This is a genomic window from Bacillus paralicheniformis (assembly GCF_001042485.2).
In the GTDB taxonomy this organism is placed as follows: Bacteria; Bacillota; Bacilli; order Bacillales; family Bacillaceae; genus Bacillus; species Bacillus paralicheniformis.
In genome coordinates this window covers 179,805-200,508 of sequence record NZ_LBMN02000004.1, presented here as the reverse complement: position 1 = coordinate 200,508, position 20,704 = coordinate 179,805, and the positions used below count along the sequence as shown (strand labels likewise).

General features: G+C 47.1%; 18 protein-coding genes and 2 riboswitches. Of the genes, 4 read left to right on the top strand and 14 right to left on the bottom strand.

Going from position 1 to position 20,704, the window contains the following annotated elements:
- Positions 1-9: 9 nt before the first annotated feature.
- On the bottom strand, positions 10-648 hold the full coding sequence (locus ACH97_RS03315) for a hypothetical protein (protein WP_048350095.1): 639 nt from the start codon (positions 646-648) through the stop codon (positions 10-12).
- A gap of 2 nt (positions 649-650) precedes the next feature.
- Positions 651-947 carry a DUF4176 domain-containing protein gene (locus ACH97_RS03310; protein WP_020453491.1) on the bottom strand — a complete coding sequence of 99 codons (297 nt, stop codon included), beginning with the start codon at positions 945-947 and terminating at the stop codon, positions 651-653.
- A 528-nt stretch (positions 948-1,475) separates the two neighbouring features.
- Positions 1,476-1,577, top strand: a riboswitch (purine riboswitch).
- A 134-nt stretch (positions 1,578-1,711) separates the two neighbouring features.
- On the opposite strand from ACH97_RS03310, the gene ACH97_RS03300 reads away from it, so the two are divergent.
- Both ACH97_RS03300 and ACH97_RS03295 read left to right on the top strand, forming a co-directional pair.
- On the top strand, positions 1,712-2,905 hold the full coding sequence (locus tag ACH97_RS03300; RefSeq protein WP_020453492.1) for a nucleoside transporter C-terminal domain-containing protein: 1,194 nt from the start codon (positions 1,712-1,714) through the stop codon (positions 2,903-2,905).
- A 176-nt stretch (positions 2,906-3,081) separates the two neighbouring features.
- On the top strand, positions 3,082-3,456 hold the full coding sequence (locus tag ACH97_RS03295) for a DUF2178 domain-containing protein (protein WP_020453493.1): 375 nt from the start codon (positions 3,082-3,084) through the stop codon (positions 3,454-3,456).
- Between the two features lie 61 nt (positions 3,457-3,517).
- Here the strand turns inward: ACH97_RS03295 and ACH97_RS03290 are convergent, their stop codons facing one another.
- The 9 genes from ACH97_RS03290 to tenA form a co-directional block, all read right to left on the bottom strand.
- On the bottom strand, positions 3,518-5,602 hold the full coding sequence (locus ACH97_RS03290) for a catalase (RefSeq protein ID WP_020453494.1): 2,085 nt from the start codon (positions 5,600-5,602) through the stop codon (positions 3,518-3,520).
- Positions 5,603-5,748: 146 nt separating this feature from the next.
- Complete coding sequence (locus tag ACH97_RS03285) at positions 5,749-6,201, bottom strand: AraC family transcriptional regulator (protein ID WP_020453495.1); 453 nt, start codon at positions 6,199-6,201, stop codon at positions 5,749-5,751.
- Positions 6,202-6,367: 166 nt separating this feature from the next.
- Positions 6,368-7,786, bottom strand: coding sequence for a glycoside hydrolase family 1 protein (locus ACH97_RS03280; RefSeq protein WP_020453496.1), 1,419 nt, complete (start codon positions 7,784-7,786; stop codon positions 6,368-6,370).
- Entirely contained in the window at positions 7,776-9,635 is a 1,860-nt protein-coding gene (locus tag ACH97_RS03275; protein WP_020453497.1) for a PTS beta-glucoside transporter subunit IIBCA, read from the bottom strand. Before ACH97_RS03275 ends, ACH97_RS03280 begins: the two co-directional genes overlap by 11 nt.
- A 311-nt stretch (positions 9,636-9,946) precedes the next feature.
- Positions 9,947-10,780, bottom strand: a complete 834-nt coding sequence (licT, locus tag ACH97_RS03270; protein WP_020453498.1) for a BglG family transcription antiterminator LicT — start codon at positions 10,778-10,780, stop codon at positions 9,947-9,949.
- 182 nt (positions 10,781-10,962) lie between these two features.
- Positions 10,963-11,697, bottom strand: a complete 735-nt coding sequence (locus tag ACH97_RS03265; RefSeq protein WP_020453499.1) for an energy-coupling factor transporter transmembrane component T family protein — start codon at positions 11,695-11,697, stop codon at positions 10,963-10,965.
- Positions 11,694-13,286, bottom strand: coding sequence for an ABC transporter ATP-binding protein (locus ACH97_RS03260; protein ID WP_020453500.1), 1,593 nt, complete (start codon positions 13,284-13,286; stop codon positions 11,694-11,696). Before ACH97_RS03260 ends, ACH97_RS03265 begins: the two co-directional genes overlap by 4 nt.
- A complete protein-coding gene (locus ACH97_RS03255; protein WP_020453501.1) occupies positions 13,261-13,860 on the bottom strand; it encodes an ECF transporter S component in 600 nt (199 codons plus the stop codon). The genes ACH97_RS03260 and ACH97_RS03255 overlap by 26 nt, the downstream gene beginning before the upstream one ends.
- On the bottom strand, positions 13,857-14,543 hold the full coding sequence (tenA, locus tag ACH97_RS03250; protein ID WP_020453502.1) for a thiaminase II: 687 nt from the start codon (positions 14,541-14,543) through the stop codon (positions 13,857-13,859). The genes ACH97_RS03255 and tenA overlap by 4 nt, the downstream gene beginning before the upstream one ends.
- A 114-nt stretch (positions 14,544-14,657) precedes the next feature.
- A riboswitch (TPP riboswitch) is annotated at positions 14,658-14,762 on the bottom strand.
- 204 nt (positions 14,763-14,966) lie between these two features.
- Here tenA and ACH97_RS23690 point away from each other — a divergent pair.
- Positions 14,967-15,125, top strand: coding sequence for a hypothetical protein (locus ACH97_RS23690; protein ID WP_020453503.1), 159 nt, complete (start codon positions 14,967-14,969; stop codon positions 15,123-15,125).
- Positions 15,126-15,175: 50 nt separating this feature from the next.
- On the opposite strand, the gene aceA is transcribed toward ACH97_RS23690, so the two are convergent.
- Genes aceA through yhfH form a run of 3 tightly spaced genes read right to left on the bottom strand, consistent with a single transcriptional unit; the run spans position 15,176 to position 18,231 of the window.
- Complete coding sequence (gene aceA / locus ACH97_RS03245) at positions 15,176-16,447, bottom strand: isocitrate lyase (RefSeq protein WP_048350094.1); 1,272 nt, start codon at positions 16,445-16,447, stop codon at positions 15,176-15,178.
- Positions 16,448-16,461: 14 nt separating this feature from the next.
- Positions 16,462-18,051, bottom strand: coding sequence for a malate synthase A (aceB, locus tag ACH97_RS03240; RefSeq protein WP_048350093.1), 1,590 nt, complete (start codon positions 18,049-18,051; stop codon positions 16,462-16,464).
- A 42-nt stretch (positions 18,052-18,093) separates the two neighbouring features.
- Positions 18,094-18,231, bottom strand: a complete 138-nt coding sequence (yhfH, locus tag ACH97_RS22690) for a protein YhfH (RefSeq protein WP_023856901.1) — start codon at positions 18,229-18,231, stop codon at positions 18,094-18,096.
- Positions 18,232-18,445: 214 nt separating this feature from the next.
- Here yhfH and ACH97_RS03235 point away from each other — a divergent pair, with 214 nt between their 5' ends.
- Positions 18,446-20,626, top strand: a complete 2,181-nt coding sequence (locus ACH97_RS03235; protein ID WP_162264441.1) for an ArnT family glycosyltransferase — start codon at positions 18,446-18,448, stop codon at positions 20,624-20,626.
- Positions 20,627-20,704 lie beyond the last annotated feature (78 nt).

Genomic DNA, 20,704 nt, shown 5'->3' with positions numbered 1-20,704 from the left:
TCCCTTCCATCATTTCACTCTTTGCAGTTGTTGTGAGATTACGTTATCGACGCGCTTTAATTCCTTAATGATGTTTTTGGCATTTGCTGAAAGTTCTTTGACTCTTTTTTTAAGCTCCGTCATGATCGATTTGATGTGCGACTTTGCATCAGACCAGACGTCATCGAATTTTTCCCACGGAAACTCTGTTTCATACATCATTTCTCTGAGCATTGTGTCAAAATGGTGCAAAACTTCGTCTAATGTAGATAGATTTGATTCAAACTTTCCGGTTGCCTGGTGTAACGATTCGCCGTTTACTTTTATTTCACTTTGGACTCTTTCAGCCGAAAATGTATGGTTTCTTTCCGATCTTGACTGCGGCTGAACATTGGCCGGTTTGTCGGATTCGTCCGTTAGTTCGACCGCTTTTGCAAAACACCGCACACTGTCTGCAAAATATAATAAACAGCTGCTCGCTTTACTGAAAAAGTTGATGTTGTCACTCATTTTTTTCTGCAGCGCTGCGGCGGCTTTTCCGCTGTGCCGGTCTAATTCTTCACGAAAAAACACCATGTTCTCAAATACATGGCTAAAGGCGTTTTCCAGCTGACTAATGATCCCCGCTGCCTTATGTGAAAGTTCTTTGTTGAAGCGAAAATGTCCCATCGTCATTGCTCCTTATTTTCGTTTTTTCCTGCTTCAGCTTCTGTTAGCAACTCATCAAGCTGCAATTCTTTTTGATCTACATATCCGTAATGGTACACAACTTCTATATCTTGTTTATTAAATAAAACTAGCTGCTCTTTCGGATCGGTAAAACCGTTTGGATAGTCGACAGCTGCATAATCTCTGATGACATGGTTTGTCTCAGAAAACATTTGCCGCCCGATGATAAGCAGACGTCTTGAATCATTATGTAAGCCGACAACACTGCCGACAGGAAGATAGTTCTTTTTTAATAGCATAATTGATTATCCCTCTTTTTCTCTGAAATTGGACATATATACAAGTTGTAAAAACATAGGAAAATCATAGCAAAAAGGTATCATTTCATTCAACGAACTAAAGTACCGTGAAATTTTACCTATTCAAATCAAAGACTTTTGATTTAAGGTTCGCTCTTTATGTAAGGTTTGTCGGTGTCATTAGTATGTTACAGTGAGCACTTAGCACTGAAACGATTCATCATACTTACGGAACCTTTCAGATAAAGTTTCACAAAAAAACCGCCATAGTAGGCGGCGGCATCATGAAATATAAAGCGCAATCGCTTACGCTTCTCCTCTAATAAAAAGAATCTTATCACCTTCCATTTTTCGTCTGTTGTTCTGTGCATGGTGACTTCCCGCTTGAAAAGCCGGCTTTCTCTCAGATGATTTGCTGTGCATCTCTCAATATGCAACCTTCTTTAGACGTGACTTTATTTAAAAAATTATTGTGAAAATATATTTTTTAGCTTGAATTTTACACAATCTCGAGATAAAATACAGTCAAAATAATAGAAGCTCACTTCTTGTATATAATCAGTAATAGGGTCTGATTGTTTCTACCTGGCAACCGTAAATCGCCAGACTACAAGGAAGTTTGAATAGATTTGATCATGTAAAAAGTGTATTGCGCAAACAATATATCTATTTTTTATTTGCTCTTATTTTTCATGCTTTCTTTATCGGAACCCATGAAAAGTAAGAGCTTTTTTATTTTCAAAAAACATTCGGGAGTTGGCATCATGTATTTTCTCATTAACATTTTAGGCATTTTCATTGTCATGTCCGTGATTTATTTTTGTTCCCCGCGAAAGAAAAGCGTAAAATGGAGGCCGATTCTCTCCCTTTTCATCGTTGAGCTTTTGGTGACTTGGTTTATGCTTGGGACAAAAATCGGCGGATGGGCCATCAACCTGATCGCCTCTTTCTTTTCGTGGCTGATCGCTTGTGCAAGCGACGGTATTGCGTTTGCCTTTCCGTCAGTGATGGGCAATGAAACCGTTGACTTTTTCTTCAGCGCCTTGCTGCCGATTATCTTTGTGGTGACATTTTTTGATATACTGGCTTATTTCGGAATTTTAACATGGATGATTGATAAGATCGGCTGGGTGATTTCGAAAGTCTCGCGCCTTCCTAAATTAGAAAGTTTCTTTTCGATTCAAATGATGTTTCTGGGGAATACTGAAGCGCTCGCCGTGATTCGCGGGCAATTGGCCGTATTAAAGGACAACCGCCTGCTGACGTTCGGCATTATGAGCATGAGCAGTATCAGCGGATCGATTCTCGGTTCTTATTTAACGATGGTTCCTGCAACATACGTATTTACAGCGATTCCATTGAATTGCTTAAATGCGTTGATCTTGGCCAGCATTTTAAACCCGGTAGAAGTCACTAAGGATGAAGACATCATTTACGTACCGCCAAAAGAAGAGAAAAAGGACTTTTTCTCAACGATTTCAAACAGCATGATGGTCGGAATGAACATGGTCATCGTCATTCTCGCCATGGTCATCGGATATGTCGCTTTAACCTCATGTTTGAACGGAATGTTGGGGTTGATCATGGACGGTTTGACGATTCAAAAAATCTTTTCTTACATCTTCAGTCCGTTCGCATTCCTGCTTGGACTGGCGCCGGGTGACGCGATGTATGTCGCACAGCTGATGGGGATGAAACTCGCAACAAACGAATTCGTCGCGATGATGGATTTAAAAACGCAGCTAGATACGATTTCGCCCCATACAGCCGCCGTGGCCACAACATTTTTGACGTCGTTTGCCAACTTCAGTACGATCGGAATGATCTATGGAACATACAATTCCTTATTTAACGGAGAAAAATCAGCGATTATCGGAAGAAATGTGTGGAAGCTCCTTGTCAGTGGAATAGCGGTGTCGCTGTTGAGCGCGGGGATTGTCGGGCTGTTTGTTTGGTAACCTGATTATTAATCCATCATGTATTAGCTTGCCATTCACGTGGCAAGTTTTTTTGTTCTTTTTGTAAAGCTGACTTTACGTAAAGCTCACTTTACTATATAATTAGGTAAATGGTAAAATCACACACTGGTCATTTAAAAAGAAAGTTTCTAATACTTTAGTAAGGAGGAGATATCATGGCTTTGCGAAAAACCTATTACATCATTGGAGGATTGTTTGTCTTTATATTTCTTGCAAAACTGGCCTTCGGTATAGCTGCTGGTTCAATATCTTTAATCGAACTTTTAATGTTTGGCACATTAGCTTTTTTAAGTTTTGCCGGAGGATACCTTTATCCGCAATTCAAACAAAAGGATGAAAGATCTCAACACATCAGACAAAAAGGAATGCAGTTTTCCATGATCGCTTTATCTGTGTACCTTTTGGTGCTCATCATCGGAATGCAAATGGGCTTTATCACATTAGCGGGAATTGATGTGATTCGGATACTGGTTTCATTACAGATTATCACGGTATTTTCATCATGGATTATTTTATCCAGGAAGTTTTAAACTGTTTTTATTCATTATTTGAAAAAGCACCCTTGAAACAGGGTGCTTAGAAATCTCTTCACTATGAAACTTGTCTATCCCAATGGCGGTGCCCGCCGATCGCTTCGACCAGCTTTTTGCCGAAGTCGTCTTTGCTCTTATCATCGCGAGAGGTGATAATGCCCGGCTGTGCTGCCGCGTGGGACCCGGCGGCGGACAGCAGGAGATCGATCCCTTTGCCTGCGGCTCCGATCGCTTTATAATGTCCGAATGCTTCATTGATAAAATCCGATGCGGCTTTATGCAATTGCAGGCGTTCAATGCTTTCTTGGCCGCCCGGAATATAAACGGCATCGTACAGCACGGAATCGACCGTCTGCAAAGTGTTACCGACTTCTATTTCTGTACCGCCGGTCCCTTTGATCACGCCGAGTGCCGAGCTGACAATGTCCGGAATGATGTCGGCTTTTTTGAACTCTTTCAACACCCGGCTGAGGTCCTCATCATCAAAACCTTGCTCTGCTAAAATGGCGACGGTCCTCGTCTGCGGCAGTTTGACCGTGTTTTCCTGGCTGAGCGCAGGGGATTTGAACGTCACATTGGAGCCTTCGTCTTTTTCAGGGGGCTCTACACCTACACCCGCAGCGATTTGCTTGGCAAGCTCCCTGTCAACCCTGTTAAACATATGAACGACTTGGCGGCGGACGTCCTTGCTTTTGACCTTTCCGACTTCAAAGCGGAACGCCGAAATGATATGTTCTTTTTCAACGGGAGACATGCTGTTCCAAAACAGCTTCGCTTGCGAATAGTGATCGTTAAAGCTTTCGCTGCGCCGGCGGATTTTTTTGCCCTCGACTTTTTCCTCGTAATGCACATATCCGCCTTCTTCTTCTGAAGCAGGCGCCGGATCGTTGTTTTGCAGCGAATTTTTATGATAAGCGACAGGCCCTTTGTTAATCGTCATTCTGTGATAGCCGTCATACTGGTTGTTATGGAACGGACAGACCGGCCGGTTGATCGGAATTTCATGAAAGTTCGGACCTCCCAATCGGATCAGCTGTGTGTCCGTATAGGAAAAGAGCCGGCCCTGCAAAAGCGGATCGTTTGTAAAATCGATTCCCGGAACAACGTGGCCCGGATGGAAAGCGGCCTGTTCCGTTTCGGCAAAAACGTTATCCTGGTTTCGATTCAGCGTCATTTTACCGATGATCTTAACAGGAACCATTTCTTCCGGCCAAAGCTTTGTCGGATCAAGGATATCAAAGTCAAACTTGAACTCGTCTTCTTCGTCAATCATTTGCACGCCGAGCTCATACTCCACTTCATCGCCTCTTTCGATCGCTTCCCAAAGATCGCGGCGGTGATAGTCGGGATCTTTCCCGGCGATTGTCTGCGCTTCGTCCCAGACGAGCGAATGGACGCCAAGGACGGGCTTCCAGTGAAATTTAACAAAGCGCGCCTTGCCTTCTTCATTTACAAACCTGAACGTATGAACGCCGAAGCCTTCCATCATCCTGTAGCTTCGCGGAATCGCCCTGTCAGACATCGCCCACATGATCATGTGAGCCGTTTCTTCATTGTTGGCGACAAAGTCCCAAAACGTATCGTGCGCTGTAGAAGCCTGCGGCATTTCGTTATTCGGTTCCGGCTTAAAGGAATGCACCAGGTCAGGGAACTTGATGGCATCCTGAATGAAGAAAACGGGGATGTTATTGCCGACGAGATCATAGTTCCCTTCTTCTGTATAAAACTTTGTCGCGAATCCTCTGACATCACGGACGGTATCACCCGAGCCCCTGGAACCGGCTACAGTCGAGAACCTGACAAACACCGGTGTTTTCACTGACGGATCTTGAAGAAACTTTGCTTTCGTATATTTCGTCATCGGCTCGTAAACCTGGAAATAGCCATGCGCGCCAAAACCCCTCGCATGGACGACCCGCTCCGGAATCCGTTCATGGTCAAAATGGGTCATTTTTTCACGGAAATGAAAGTCCTCCATCAGCGTCGGACCGCGCACGCCTGCTTTTAAAGAGTGCTCGTCTTCAGATACGCGTAAACCTTGGTTCGTCGTCATTTTTTTGCCCCGGTTGTCAGACCGGTACTGTTCAAGTTGTTGATCCTTGCTGTGCTCATTGACGTTGCGGCGGCCATCATTGTTATTCACTTGTCATCCCTCCCCATTCTTATTCCCTATGTAGTTGATCTGGATTGCTATTTTATGATTTACCCTGTCTATCAGCGAGTTAAACGCAGCGCTCGTTAAAGGGAAATGTAATTTTAATAAATTCAAAGTTTGCACAAGAAAATGAATTAAACCGATTTTAAAGGTACACATATTTCACAATACGGGTTGCTCAACATATCCCCCGTGTATTTTTCCATTATTGGTCTATTGTCCAGTTGAAATTCATTGTTTTGCAGAGATGAAAAAATATCAGAATATGCTTTTTGAATATCTTCTGCTGTATGTTTAACATCGTAAATCAGGTATTTTCCGCCGGAAATTTCCCCTTCAAAAACTGAATCATCGACTTGATAATCATGTGGTATCACAATACAAGCATCAAATCTACACTGATCAGGAGATGTTGTTTCCGGGTTATCCTGTGGAATCGCAAACAGAATGGCAGACTCAAGAAGACCTTTTTCCTTAGCCCATTTTTTTAATGCCTCCATTACCTCAATATTGGCAGGACCGTACGGACCAACTCGTCGCATATAAGCAATACGATAGTTTGGAAGTGTTTCAACTTTGAATGTCATAGATTTTTTCTTCCTTTCCTGATTGTTGTTCGTTACGTTTCGAATGTAACATGCTTTAAAACTAATTACATTTACATTTTTAAAATTTTCTGTAAATTTTAAAATGATCATTTCCACAACAAAAAAGAGGATATTCAGAGATCATCTGAACATCCTCTTTCTTTGTTTAATCTAGTGTTTCGCCGTTTGAAGCAATCAAGTCTTTATACCAGTAAAAGCTTTTTTTGCGAATGCGGCGCAAGTCTTTCAAATCAAATTCGTCGCGGTTCACATAAATAAATCCGTAGCGTTTTGAACAGCCTTGATGGGTTGAAATCAAGTCGATGGCAGACCATGGGGAGTAGCCGAAAACATCGACTCCATCCGTGATCGCCAGCTGAATTTGCTTGATATGTTCCTTTAAATAATCGATGCGGTAGTCGTCATTTACGACATCTCCGTCTTCAAGCTGATCAAACGCGCCGAGGCCGTTCTCAGTGATGATCAGCGGCAGCTGATAGCGGTCATAGATCTCGCGCAGCGTCGAACGGAAACCGACAGGGTCGATCTCCCAGCCAAATGCGTTTTTCTTTAAGTGCGGATTGCTGCTTCCCCTGTATACGCCTTCTTCTCCCGTCTGCAAATGCTGGTCGCCGCCTCGGGCAGCCGTGTCGCTGCCGTCATCCCTGCTCGCTTCAGCCGTTTGCGACGTATAGTAGTTAAACGCGATAAAGTCCGGCTTGGCTGACCGCAGAATATCCATATCTCCTTCGGCGATGACCGGTGTGCAGTCTTTTTCTTTCATATATGCCCATGCCGTTGTATTGTACCGTCCGAATACGGCCATATCCAAGTAAAGCCAGTTGCGGATCGCATTATAGTTAAAAGCCGCCAGCACGTCCTCCGGTTTCGAAGAAGCAGGATAGATGAGCGCGATATTCGGCGCAGGGCCGATTTTCGCTTCCGGCAGCATCTCATGGCAAAGCTTGATCGCTTTTGCCTGTGCGACAAGCATGTGATGGTTTTGCTGATATAGCTCTTTTTTCGGGTTTTCCAAGTTTGGATCAAGTGTGCCGAGTGCAGATCCGTGGAGAATCATCATATTTTGCTCGTTGATGGTCAGCCAGTATTTGACGCGGTCTCCGTAGCTTTCAAAAAGGATTCTCGCATACTTTTCAAAGGCGTCAATCGTGGCCCTGTCCGACCAGCCGCCTTTTTTCTGCAAAGCATTCGGCAGATCAAAGTGGTACATCGTAACAATCGGTTCGATTCCATATTTCAGGAGTTCATCGATCAAACGGCTGTAAAATTCGATGCCCTTCGGATTAATATCGCCGTCCCCGTCCGGAATGATGCGCGTCCAGGCAATCGAAAAACGGTACGCTTTGAAGCCCATTTCCGCAAACAAGGCGATATCTTCTTTATAGCGGTGGTAATGGTCGCTTGCGACTTTAAAATCGGTTGTCCCTTCCGGGTAGCTTTCGCGCGCATCGATGACAGAAGGCCCTTTTCCATCTTCATCCCAAGCGCCCTCCACTTGATAAGCGGAAGTAGACGCACCCCACAAAAATTCTTCCGGAAATTGAGCTAATGTTTTATATTTCATGATTATTTTCCTCCCATGGTGATGAAATTAAAGTGATGATCGGTTCTTCAGTTTTCACCTGTTTTTGATCCGTTGGAATGATATCCGTGTATTGACCGGAATTTGTAACGATGATTGGTGTTTTCACGTCAAACCCTTCTTCTTTCAAAGCGTCCAGATTGAATTCTGCGAGTATATCACCCCGTTTCACTTTTTGCCCCTGCTCGACCTTGGAATTGAAGTGCCTTCCATCGAGTCTGACCGTGTCCATCCCGATATGAATCAAAATCTCGGCTCCGCTTTCTGACGTTATGCCGTATGCGTGACCCGTCGGAAATGCCGTTGTCACGATGCCGTCCGCAGGGGCGGTGACAACGCCTTTTGACGGAAGCACCGCGATTCCTTTTCCAAGCGCCCCCGATGCGAACACTTTATCTGATACTTCTGTTAACGGCAGGACTTCTCCTTGCAAAGGGCTGTAAATTGGTTCACCGGCGCTTTTTTCAACGGGCTGCTCTTTCGTCTCCTCCACAGGGTCGTCAAAGCCGACAATGTAAGTGAGCAAAATTGATAAAACAAACGAAACTGTAATTCCGATGATAAAGCCGAGAAAGCCCGGTCCGTAAAAAATCGGAATCGTCAACAAGCCCGGAGCGCCGGAAGCGAGGGCGACACTGCCGGAGTATCCGATAATGGCTCCGCCTGCCGCTGCACTGATGACACCGCATACAAACGGCTTTTTCAGCCTGAGTGTCACCCCGTAGACGGCCGGCTCTGTAATCCCGAATATCCCGGTAACGGCAGCAGATCCTGCCAATGCTTTCAACTTCTTGTTTTTCGTCTTCAGCATGACACCAAACGCAGCTCCTGTTTGGGCAAAGACGGCGGCTGCCGTCGCCGGTTTGATGTAGTCCTTGCCGTGGACGGCAATGTTGTTCAAAATGACAGGGACGATCCCCCAGTGAATGCCGAAGATGACAAGGATTTGCCATAAGGCCGCGATAATCGCTCCTGCCAGAATCGGGCTGACATCAAAAACGGACAGAATCGCCGCCGCAATCCCGTTTCCTGTGTAAACACCGAGCGGTCCGAATACGATCAAAGTTAACGGCACCATCACCGTCAGGCATAATAAAGGGGTGATAAAGTTCTTCACGCTTTCATGAATAAAGCGCATACATAATCTTTCAAGATAGCTCATTACAAATACGGCAAGGATAATCGGGATAACGGTCGACGTATAATTCATCAAGACGACCGGAATGCCGAAAAACTCCGTCTGGGCGCCGCTGTTTTTCAGTTCGAGTATCGTTGGATAGATCAGCGCCCCGGCAATCGTCAGCGCTATGAACGGGTTCGCTCCAAATTTTTTGGCGGCCGTAACGGCGAGCAGCAAAGGCAGGAAATAAAACAGGCTGTCGGCTGCCGCGTATAGAATCGTATATGTCGTCTCTTCCGGCGAGAGCCAGCCGGCGTTTGTGCAAATCAAAAGCATGCCTTTTAAAATCCCCGCTCCTGCCATGACGCCGAGCAGCGGAGTGAAAATGCTAGATACGATATCTACTAATCTACCGGCGAGGCTTCCTTTCTCTTTTTGGCTGTGATCGGCCGCAGAACCTTCCAACAGTTGAGAGATCCGGCCGATTTCTTTATAGACTTCAGGAACGTTATTGCCGATAACGACTTGAAATTGTCCGCCGCTCTCCACTACGGTTACCACGCCATCCGTATTTTCAAGCGCTTCCCTGTCTGCTTTGGAACGGTCTTTCAGTTTGAAGCGAAGCCTTGTCGCGCAATGGACTAGCGATACAACGTTCTTCTCCCCGCCGACGCGCTCCAGAATTTCTTTTGCCATTGATTGAACATCCATCGTTGATCATCTCCTGTCTCTCCTAAAGCCCTATTAAGCTGTTAAAAAATAAAAAACCTAAACTAAAGCCAGTACAAAGAAGGCTTAGTTTAGGTTTTGCCTGCCGAACAGTAACAATCCCGTTTTAAGACATGATGAAAATAAAAAAACCTAAATCACTGTGAAAAACAAGGGCATAAGAATCCCGCTCACAGTCATTTAGGTTTTGCCTGCATGATCAGTAACAATCCTAACAACCTGTATAAGTTGATGTAAGTAAAAAGTAGCATACATTTATCCAATTGTCAACGCTTTCATTTTAGCATCATCCTCTATTTTTGATGAACGACCCGCTCGATATGAATCGTCAAATACAGAAGCTCTTCGTTTGTGAGCTGATGACCGTATTCTTTTTCGATGTACTGCCTGATTTTATTTGTACACACATAAGCGTCGCGGTACTTATTTTTGACGGTTTCAAATAAAAAGTCGTCCCGGCTTTCCATATAGGCTCCGCTGAACAGCCGCTGCGCGAAAAATTTCAAATGGGTAATGAAGCGGTAATAGTGAAGCGATTCTTCATCAAAATCGATATGAAAGTGATATTTGACGATGCTTAAAATCTCCTGCATGACTTTCGTAATATTGACGATGTTCGGCATTTCTTCATTCAGCTCGGCGTTTACGATATGGAGTGCGATAAAAGCGGCTTCATCCTCCGGAAGAGCTGTCCCCGTCTTCTTTTCAATGATGGCCAGCGCCTCTTTGCCGATGGCGAACTCATCTTTATACAGCCGTTTTGTCTCCCAAAGCAGGGCGTTTTTAATATCCAGACCCTTTTTATGCCGTTCGACGGCGAAATGAATATGGTCGGTCAGCGAGACATAAATGCTGTCATTCAGCTTCTTGCCGAGCTTTAATTTCGCATAGGAGATAATTTCTTCAGACATTTCCATAAATTCGATCGGAATTTCGTCCAACAGCGTCTTAAATCTTTCTGATACATCTTTATTATCAAGCCTGAAAATCTTCTCGATTCTCGATTCATCCACCGCTTCCCCAGGCTTTTTTTGAAAAGCGATTCCCCTGCCCATGACCACTAATTCCTGACCCTGTTCATTTAAAACACTGATCACATTGTTGTTGATCACTTTGGCAATTTTCACATCGCGCCACTCCCATCTTGTAAGGGGATTTTTTATATTTCTTTTTTCATATGGTACACATTGATTGTACAATCTTTTTGGCCTAGGTCAATATGTTTCAGTCAACGTCCGAAATATTTACATTTTACAGAATGCCCGATTTATAAAAAAAGAGCCGCAGTGCGGCCCTGTAAAAAACCCTCTTAAAAAATGAGCAAAATTCCCGCTGTGACTGACGCCAGACCCGCAAAATAAACGAAGTCTTTTCCGGAAAGCCGCGCTGTTTGATAGTAGGTGCGGTCTTTTGCACCGGTAAACCCTCTCGCTTCCATGGCAACGGCGATTCTTTCCGACTTGCGGATGCCTTGCGAAAACAAAGGCAGCGCATAGCGAATAAACGCCTTCCAGCTGTTTTTTTGCTTATAGCCCCTGATTTTGTGCGCCGCCTTCATTTGCGAAAGCTCAGACTGAAAAAGCGGGACAAAACGGAAGCCGGCCAGCAAGCCATAAGCCCATTTAGGCGACAGCCTGCATTGATGAACCAGGCTCATAATAAACTGCGTCAAATCGGTTGTTGATGTAAACAAAAGACCGTATGTGACAAACCCGAGCATCCGGAGCGCGATTGTCAGCCCATTGCCGACGCTTTCCTCGGTGACGCGGAACCAGGCCCATTCCCAAATCGTTTCCTCGCCTTTTCCAAAAGCGGCCATCATCCAAAAGACGAGAATAAAAAAGACGAGATAAGGCAACAGCCGCTTACTTAAATAAGACAAAGTCCATCCCCCGAAAAAAATTCCGATGGCAACCGCAAACAGCCAAATGAATAGAGTCGGTTTCGGATTTGAAACAAACATGAGCAAGCACATGACCAGGAGGTGGGAAAAGAGCTTGGCGCTCGGGTTCAATGCCGAAAGAAGTGAACCATTGCTTTTCATACGGGAACCCTCTCCTTTCTTTCATGCATGAACCGGTAATGAAGCGGCGGTATCAATGAAAAGCGGCGGACGAGGCCTTGATCAGAAAATAATCGATACGGCGTTCCTTGAAATGCCGCTTTCCCTTGATGAAACACGATGACACGGCCGGAATGCTCATCTACGATGTCCATGTCGTGCGTCACCATCACAATCGTCGTTCCCCGTTCCTGCCGTTCCTTTAACCGCTTGATTAATTCTTGCGCCGTCCTTTCGTCCTGACCGAATGTCGGCTCGTCAAGCAGCAGCAGATCCTGGTCAAACAAAAGCATTGTCGCAACGCTTAAACGCCGTTTCTGCCCGAGGCTTAATGTAAAGGGGTGCGCTTTTTGATGAGCGTCAAGTCCGAATTCCCGCAGCAATTCAGCCGTTTTCTTTTCGACCCGGTCCTCCGGCCATCCCCGCTGCCTCGCCCCGAACGCGATCTCGTCAAACACCGTGTCCCGAATAAATTGAAGCTCGGGATTTTGAAAAACAAAGCCGGCCTTCTCATAGAGCGTACGGTCGGACCATTTCTTCAGCTCCCGATCCTCAAGATAAAGGCGCCCTTTTTTGACGGCTTCAAGCCTGATCAGACTTTTTAAAAACGTACTCTTTCCGCTCCCGTTCTCGCCGATGACCGAAATCCATTCTCCCCTTGGAATCTCAAGGGTGATGCCGTCGGCAACGATCTTTTTCCGATAGCCGATCGCCGCGTCGTCTGCGCGGATCAATATGTCTCTGTCAGCTGTAGGCCTGTTTTTCGCCTCCTCCTCTTTCATTTTCAATGTAGAAGAGAGCTTGACGGCGAGCGGATGATCATCTTGTGTGATGACATCTTCCCATACCGCAGGGTACAGTTTCGGCTGCCAGATGCCCGCCGCTTTCATCTCCGGCTGAAAATGTTTCACGATTTCTTCCGGCTTTCCGTCAGCGATGATCTGTCCCTTTCCATTGAAAAGAATGACGCGGTCCATCCACTCGATACAGCCGTCCAGCACGTGTTCGACGAACACCATCGTCTGTCCGCTTTTTCGTGAAACGTTACGAAGCAAGGCAAAGATGTCTTTCCGGCTGGCCGGGTCCAGCTGCGCCGTCGGCTCGTCAAAAAACAGCACTTCAGGCTCCAGAGCGAGCAGGCACGCTAATGCCAGTCTCTGCTTCATACCGCCTGACAAGGTTTCGATCGGCGTTTTCTTATCTATCTTTAATCCGACTTGCTCCATCAGCTCCGAGATGATGCCGTCCATATCTTTTGGGGAGACAGACCGGTTTTCTAGGCTAAAAGCGATTTCCTCATCAACATGAAGCATGCAGAACTGCGAATCCGGATCCTGAAACATAACGCCGGCGCTCTTTCTGCGATTGACCTCTCCGCTGACCTCAGCTTCGACATGTTCAGGAATGATGCCGGAAAGCACGGACAACAGTGTCGATTTGCCGCTTCCGCTCGGACCGAGTATCAGCACTTTCTCTCCCTGCCCAATCGACAGCGAGACCCGGTCTAGGACTGTTTCAGGACGATGATAAAAACGGACGGAAAGGTTACTGCATCCGAGAAATGAACGCATCGGCATCATCCTTCTTCCGCTGTTCCTTCATGATCTCATACTGATTCAGGACGCCCGTTTTCGCAAGCGCTTCGACAACGGCTTTTGCCAGCCAGCCGCCGAGTACAATGCCGCTGATGATTTGGATGATAAGCGTCATGATCAGCGTTTGCGTCGTATAGTAGGCAAAACCGTTCGCCATCAGGCTGTATGTCATGCTTCCGACCGCGGCAAGCGCACCGGAAAGCATAAGGGTAAACAAGTTGTAACGCTTATAGCGAAAGATCGCAAAAGCGATTTCCGCACCGGCTCCCTGGAACACACCGATTAATAATGCTGACAGTCCAAAGTGGCTTCCGGTCAGCAGTTCGACCGCCGCAGCTGCCGTCTCGGCAATCAGCGCCGCACCCGGTTTACGGATGATATAAGCGACAATCGGGCTGGCGATCACCCAAATGCCGAACATAAAGTTCGCTCCGACAGGCCCGACAATAGCTGAAACAGGGATCCACAAGGTGGACCATCCTAAGTAAATGACGCCGCATGCAACGGACAAGATCACTGCCATCACGACTTCTTTCATGTTCCAATTCATCGTCTCACCGCCTCCATTTCCACAGGCCAATCTTCAACTGTATAAGCCATCTCCCAAAAGCCGTATTCAAGCTGACAACTTTGCAAAAAAAGCTCCTTCATTTTTTCTTTTTCAGCCTTGCCCGCTGTTTCGGCCCATTCATCCAGGCGGGCGCAAAACTTCGTCGTGATTGAATCGGTTCGGTCTCCGTAAAAACAGATCCAGTCATAAAATGGATGCGACGGGTCAGGCTGAACGTCCATCATCAGTTTTTTTCCGATCTCCCAATATGTCCACGGACAAGGCAGCAAGACGGCTAATATCTCTCCCAGCGTGCCTTCGTGCGCCGCCGTCAGCATATGGCGGATATAATGATGGGCAGAAGGCGCAAGCGGATAGCCCTGCAGAGATTCATACTCCACCCCCGCGGCCCGGCACAGGTTGTTGTGCGGGTGCACTTCGCTGTTTAATACAAATGAAATCTGCTCATGAAACATCTCCATGTCTTTCCGGTTTTGACACTTGGAAATTGCAATTCCGTAGATTTGAATAAAAGCGTTCAAATACTCGTAATCTTGCTTCACATAATGAATAAGCTGCTCCTTTTTCAGCTTGCCGGACGCCAGTCCCAATACAAACGGATGCTCAAAAATGGCTTCAAAAATAGGGTCTGCCTCGCGGCGAAGTTCTGCAGAAAAACTCATGTAGATAGCCTCCTCAGCAATCGGTTTTATAAGGAAGGCACAGGGGGGAGCGAGCCGCTTTATACGCAAAAAAGCCGCCCCAAAATGGAGCGGCCTTTGTATGATGAAATCATAAAGACACCGGCTCCACTTCCCTACGCTAGTATGAACTAGATCAGGTTCAAAGGGTCCAAGATCGCTACTTGTCTCAGCCGGCTTACGGCTCCCCTAGTGGACTTCCTATTACATTAACTTTTACTCTACACATCAATGATTATGATGTCAACCTGAGTTTTTCAGTTTTATTCTTGTATAAAACCGCCGGGTTTCATACAGAAGATGCAGCGGGTAAAAATATTTATGGAAAAATGTTAATTTTCTGAAACCTTTTGCGGGCTTGTTCGTCTAATATAGTGAAGACAAAAAAATTTGGAGGGGATATTTATGATGATGTTTATCTTGATTTTGACAATGGCTGTGTATTTGTTCTATTCTTTCAGCAAAGACAACCGGCCGGCCAAAAGAAACAACAAGAATCATCAGACACTGACTGTTATTAGGGAAAACCCTTTTACCGCCCCTTCCAATGATGTCAATTGCTAACTTGATAGACAACAAGCAAGCCGCCCAATGACGGGCGGCTTTTTACGTTTTTAGGATTGAAATTGTTCCGCTTCAGTCGATCCCTTCAGTGCAGTGGTTGATGAAGTCCCGCCTGTCACAACCTGGGCGACTTCATCAAAGTAGCTCGTTCCGACTTCGCGCTGATGCCTTGTCGCCGTATAGCCGTGGACTTCGCTGGCAAACTCGGCCTGCTGCAGATCAGAATACGCCGCCATTCCGCGGTGCTTATATTGACGGGCCAATTCAAACATGCCGTGGTTTAAGGCGTGGAAGCCTGCCAGTGTGACAAATTGAAATTTATAGCCCATTTCACTGAGCTGTTTCTGGAAGTTCAAGATGGTGTTGTCATCCAGTTTGGCCTTCCAGTTGAACGAAGGGGAGCAGTTGTAGGCGAGCAGTTTGCCCGGGAATTTTTCATGGATCGCCTGTGCAAACCGGTGGGCTTCTTCAATATTCGGCTCAGACGTTTCACACCAGATCAAATCGGCATACGGCGCATACGCCAAACCTCTCGCAATCGCCTGATCAAGGCCCGGCTTTGTTTTGAAGAACCCTTCCGCTGTTCGCTCTCCCGTCAAAAACGGCGCATCATATGAATCGACGTCGCTTGTGATCAGGTCGGCCGCATTCGCGTCGGTACGGGCAATAAGAATGGTCGGGACTCCCATCACGTCTGCGGCGAGGCGCGCGGCAATCAAATTACGCACCGCCGTTTGCGTCGGAAGCAGCACTTTCCCGCCCAAATGCCCGCACTTTTTCTCAGACGACAACTGGTCTTCAAAGTGAACCCCCGCGGCGCCGGCTTCAATCATACTTTTCATCAGCTCGAACACATTCAGCTGTCCGCCGAAGCCCGCTTCAGCGTCGGCCACAATCGGAGCAAACCAATCGATGTCTTCTTTTCCTTCCATATGGTGAATTTGATCGGCGCGCTGCAGCGTACGGTTGATTTTTTTGACGACTTCCGGCACGCTGTTTGCCGGATAAAGGCTTTGGTCAGGATACATGCTCCCTGACAAATTGGCATCGGCCGCCACCTGCCAACCGCTTAAATAAATCGCTTTCAATCCGGCTTTTACTTGCTGCATGGCTTGATTTCCGGTCAAAGCGCCCAGCGCCGGCACGAAGTCCTCTGTGTGGAGAAGCTTCCACAGCTTTTCGGCGCCGCGCCTTGCAATCGTGTATTCAATCTCAAGCGTGCCCCTCAACCGAATGACGTCAGCCGCCTGATACGGCCTTGTGATCCCTTTCCAGCGTTCTTCATGCTCCCAGCTTTCTGCGAGTTGTTTTTCTTTCAGCATCGCACATTCCCCCATCATATTTTTTCATAAGCGGGTATCGTTAGAAATTCCGCGAATTCATCATCCAAAATCAGCTGTTCAAATAACTGTCCGGCCTCTTCGAACCGGCCGCTCCGAAAATGTTCTATGCCGGCTTCTTCGAAGATTTTTTGCATTTCTTCCTCTTTCATCATCTTGACCATTTCGGCGTTGACTTTCCGGCCATCGTCAAGAACCCCTTTCGGATGGCGAATCCATTGCCAAAGCTGGGCTCTGGAAATCTCCGCCGTTGCTGCGTCCTCCATTAAGTGGTCGATCGGAGCGGCGCCTCTGCCCGACAGCCATGAAGCTAAATAGCGGATGCCGGCGCTGATATTGGTACGGACGCCTGCTTCTGTAATCCGGCCTTGCGGTACTTCCAGCAAGTCTTTTTCCTCGACCTTTACGTCTTCCCGCTTTCTATGAATCTGGTTCGCCGACGGCATATGCTGATTGAATACATCGAGCGCCGTTTGAATCATGCCGGGATGCGCGATCCATGTTCCGTCATGTCCGTCTTTTACTTCACGTTCCTTATCTTCGCGGATTTTGGCAAATGCGGCTTCATTGATCTCAGGTTTGTCTTTAGCGGGAATTTGCGCCGCCATTCCCCCGATCGCATGGACATTGCGTTTATGACACGTTTGAATCGCCAAGAGGGAGTACGCTCTCATGTTTGGAACCGTCATCGTCACGGCTGAGCGGTCTGGAAGAATGACTTCTTCCCTGTTCCTGAATTTCTTAATAAAGCTGAAAATATAATCCCACCTGCCGCAGTTAAGTCCGGCTGAATGCTCCTTCAATTCATAGAGGATTTCATCCATTTCAAAAGCCGCCAGGATCGTTTCAATGAGAACCGTCGCTTTAATCGTGCCCTGCGGAATGCGCAAATCGTTTTGCGCATAAACAAATACGTCGTTCCACAGCCTTGCTTCCAGATGGTTTTCGATTTTTGGAAGGTAGAAATAAGGGCCGCTTCCTTTTTTGATCAGCTCTTTTGCGTTATGGAAAAAATAAAGGCCAAAATCGAACAGGCTTGCTGACACGGGCTTGCCGCCGATCAGCACATGCTTCTCTTCCAAGTGCCATCCCCTCGGTCTTACAATGATGACGGCGGGATTTTCTTTCAGCTCATAGCGTTTGCCCTGTTCATTCGTAAAAGAAATCGTCCCGCGAACCGCGTCCCGCAAATTAACCTGGCCTTCAATGCAGTTTTTCCAAGTCGGCGAGTTCGCATCTTCAAAGTCGGCCATAAAGACTTTGGCTCCTGAATTTAAAGCATTGATGACCATTTTTCTGTCGACCGGGCCAGTGATTTCAACCCTGCGGTCCTCCAAATCCCGGGGGAGCGGCGCGACCGTCCAGTCCGCCTCGCGGATGTGCTTCGTTTCCGCCAAAAAACCGGGATTCTTCCCTTGATCAATTTCAGCCTGCCTGATCGTTCGCAAATGCAGCAATTCCCGTCTTCTTCCCCCGAAATGTCGTTCAAGACGTCCGATAAACTCCAGCGCTTCTTTTGTCAAAATCTCTTCATACTGCGGATTCATCGATCCGGTTATCTGAGTTCTCTTCTCCTCTGTTTTCATGTCTCCCTACCCCTTTACATGCATTGTTATAAAACAGTTTGCTTACTCGCCTTTTTTGGAAAGACAGCGCTCACATTCCATAAAGTAAGATTCAGCCTGCTCCTCCATCTTTTCACCGCATTCAGGGCAAGTTTTTTTTGGAAGCGTTCTGAAAAATTCCATCGGACTTTTCAAGCTCATTTGTGTCACTCTCCTTTTTATAGAACAGTTTTATGTTTTTAATTTCTGTTGTAGTACAGTATACAGCGCAAAAAGAAAAAAGTACACACCTTTTTCCAAAAAATATTTATTTTTTTCCATTCAAACAAAAATAGATTGTTCTCTTTTTATTCATAACTTGTTCATATTTTTCTTCTAGAATAGGGAACATAAAGAGGTGAAAGTGATGATGAAAATAAAAAACAAACAACTTGATGTCACTCTGATTCTGATTTTGTTGGCAGCTCTTATTCTGAATACATATAACATTTGGCAGGACAATGCCGCCAACCAGTATTACTTGGCGGCGGTCAAAAGCATGACGCAAAGCTTCCACAATTTCTTCTTTGCGTCATTCGACTCTTCCGGATTCGTATCAGTAGATAAGCCGCCCCTCGTTTTATGGATTCAGACCATATTTGCGAAAATTTTCGGCGTGCATACGTGGAGTGTGATTTTGCCGCAGGCGCTTGCAGGTGCGGGTTCCGTCTATCTGCTATACGCACTGATTAAACCGAAATTCGGAAAAGGAGCCGCCCGCATTTCAGCGCTGGTGATGGCGCTGACGCCGATCGCGGTTGCCGTAAGCCGGACGAATAATATCGACAGCATGCTCGTCTTCACGCTCCTTCTTGGTACATGGTGCCTGATGAAGGCGGTCAAACAAGGCAGGCTGCTCTGGCTGCTCGCTGCATTTGGCCTCATCGGCCTCGGGTTCAATATGAAGATGCTTCAGGCATTCATGGTGCTTCCCGCGTTCTTGCTGTTTTATCTCATCGCGGCCCATGCGAATTGGAAGAAAAAAATTGTGTCCGCTGTTTTATCGCTTATTGTTCTCACCGGCGTTTCGCTTTCTTGGGCGCTTGCTGTCGACTATACATCGGCCGACAGCCGCCCGTATGTCGGAAGCAGTCAAACCAACTCCGTGCTTGAACTGGCTTTCGGCTACAACGGCACAGAGCGGCTGCTCGGCCAGACGACGGGCAACGTCCGCGGCGATATGAACGGTTTTAGAGGAGACATGCAGCAGCCGAACGGCAATGCACACACTCAGAACGGGAACAATGCAGTCGACAGCTCCAATGGACAAAATGGCGCGATGCAGCCGCCGGGTGCAAGCAGCGCGACCAACGGCAATGCGCAAACTCAAGACGGAAGCCGTTCATCCGACGGCTCCGATGGACAAAACGGTGCAATGCAGCCGCCGGCTGCGGGCAACGCGACCGATGACGGTTCTCAAGGAGCAAACGGCGGCAGTCAGCCGCCAACCGGAGGCGGACCGGGTGGAGGCAACGGCGGGCCCGGTGGCAATGGCGGACCGGGTGCAGGTCAAGGCAGCGGACAAAGCATGAACATGTTCGGCACCGGTGACGCAGGACCCCTGCGGCTCTTCCAATCTGCTTTATCGGGCCAAATCAGCTGGATGCTTCCATTCGCATTATTCGGACTGCTCGGCATGATCATCAGCTGGCTCCGCAGCCGCCGTGGAAAAGCAGGCGAAATGAAAGAAACAATCTTTTGGGCTGCATGGCTCGTTCCTGTTGCCGGGTTCTTCAGCATCGCCGGATTCTTTCACCACTATTACTTGATTATGCTGGCACCGCCGATCGCCGCACTGTCAGGAATCGGATGGTACGCGATGTACGGCCTTTACAAAAGTCACAAAGACTGGGCAAGCTATCTGCTGCCGGCGGCCGTTCTGACAACGGCAGCATTCCAAGTGTATATTTTAAGCGCATATACAAGCCAAATCGGCAGCGCCTGGATGTATGTCATGGGCCTCTTGGGGCTGGGTGTCACCATCGCCTTACTGATGCTGAAGCGAAGTCATCCATTCGGAAAGCAGCTCACCATCATCAGCTTGTGCGTGTTTCTTTTGACACCGGTCTATTGGTCGGCAACACCGATCCTTTACGGAGGAAACAGCGTTCTTCCTGAATCGGGGCCTCAGCTGCAAAGCTCCAACGGAGGCGGAATGTTCAGCTCGGATGTGGACACAGGATTGCTCACATACCTCCGGAAAAATAATACCGGCGAAGAGTACCTGTTCGCGACATTGACAACGGTAACCGCAGCTCCGTATATCATTAATGCCGACGAAAATGTCATGGCGCTCGGAGGCTTCAACGGCACAGATCCGATCTTGTCGGTCAGTGAGCTGAAAAACCTCGTCAAAGAAGGAAAAATAAAATACTTTCTAATCAGTGACAACTCAGGCAACAGTGAGCTCGTCTCCTGGATTAAAGAAAACGGAACCGAAATTTCGTCTGATGAATACAACAGTACCACGAACAATACAGACCGCTCCGCACAACAGGGCGCAAGGGGCGGCCCGGGCGGCGGACAGCAGCAAACACTCTACAAGGTTGAGCTGTAGGAAATATGAGGAAGCCCATCGGACTCATCCGATGGGCTTTTGATTATGCTTTTCTAAAAATAACCGGCGGATGATGTT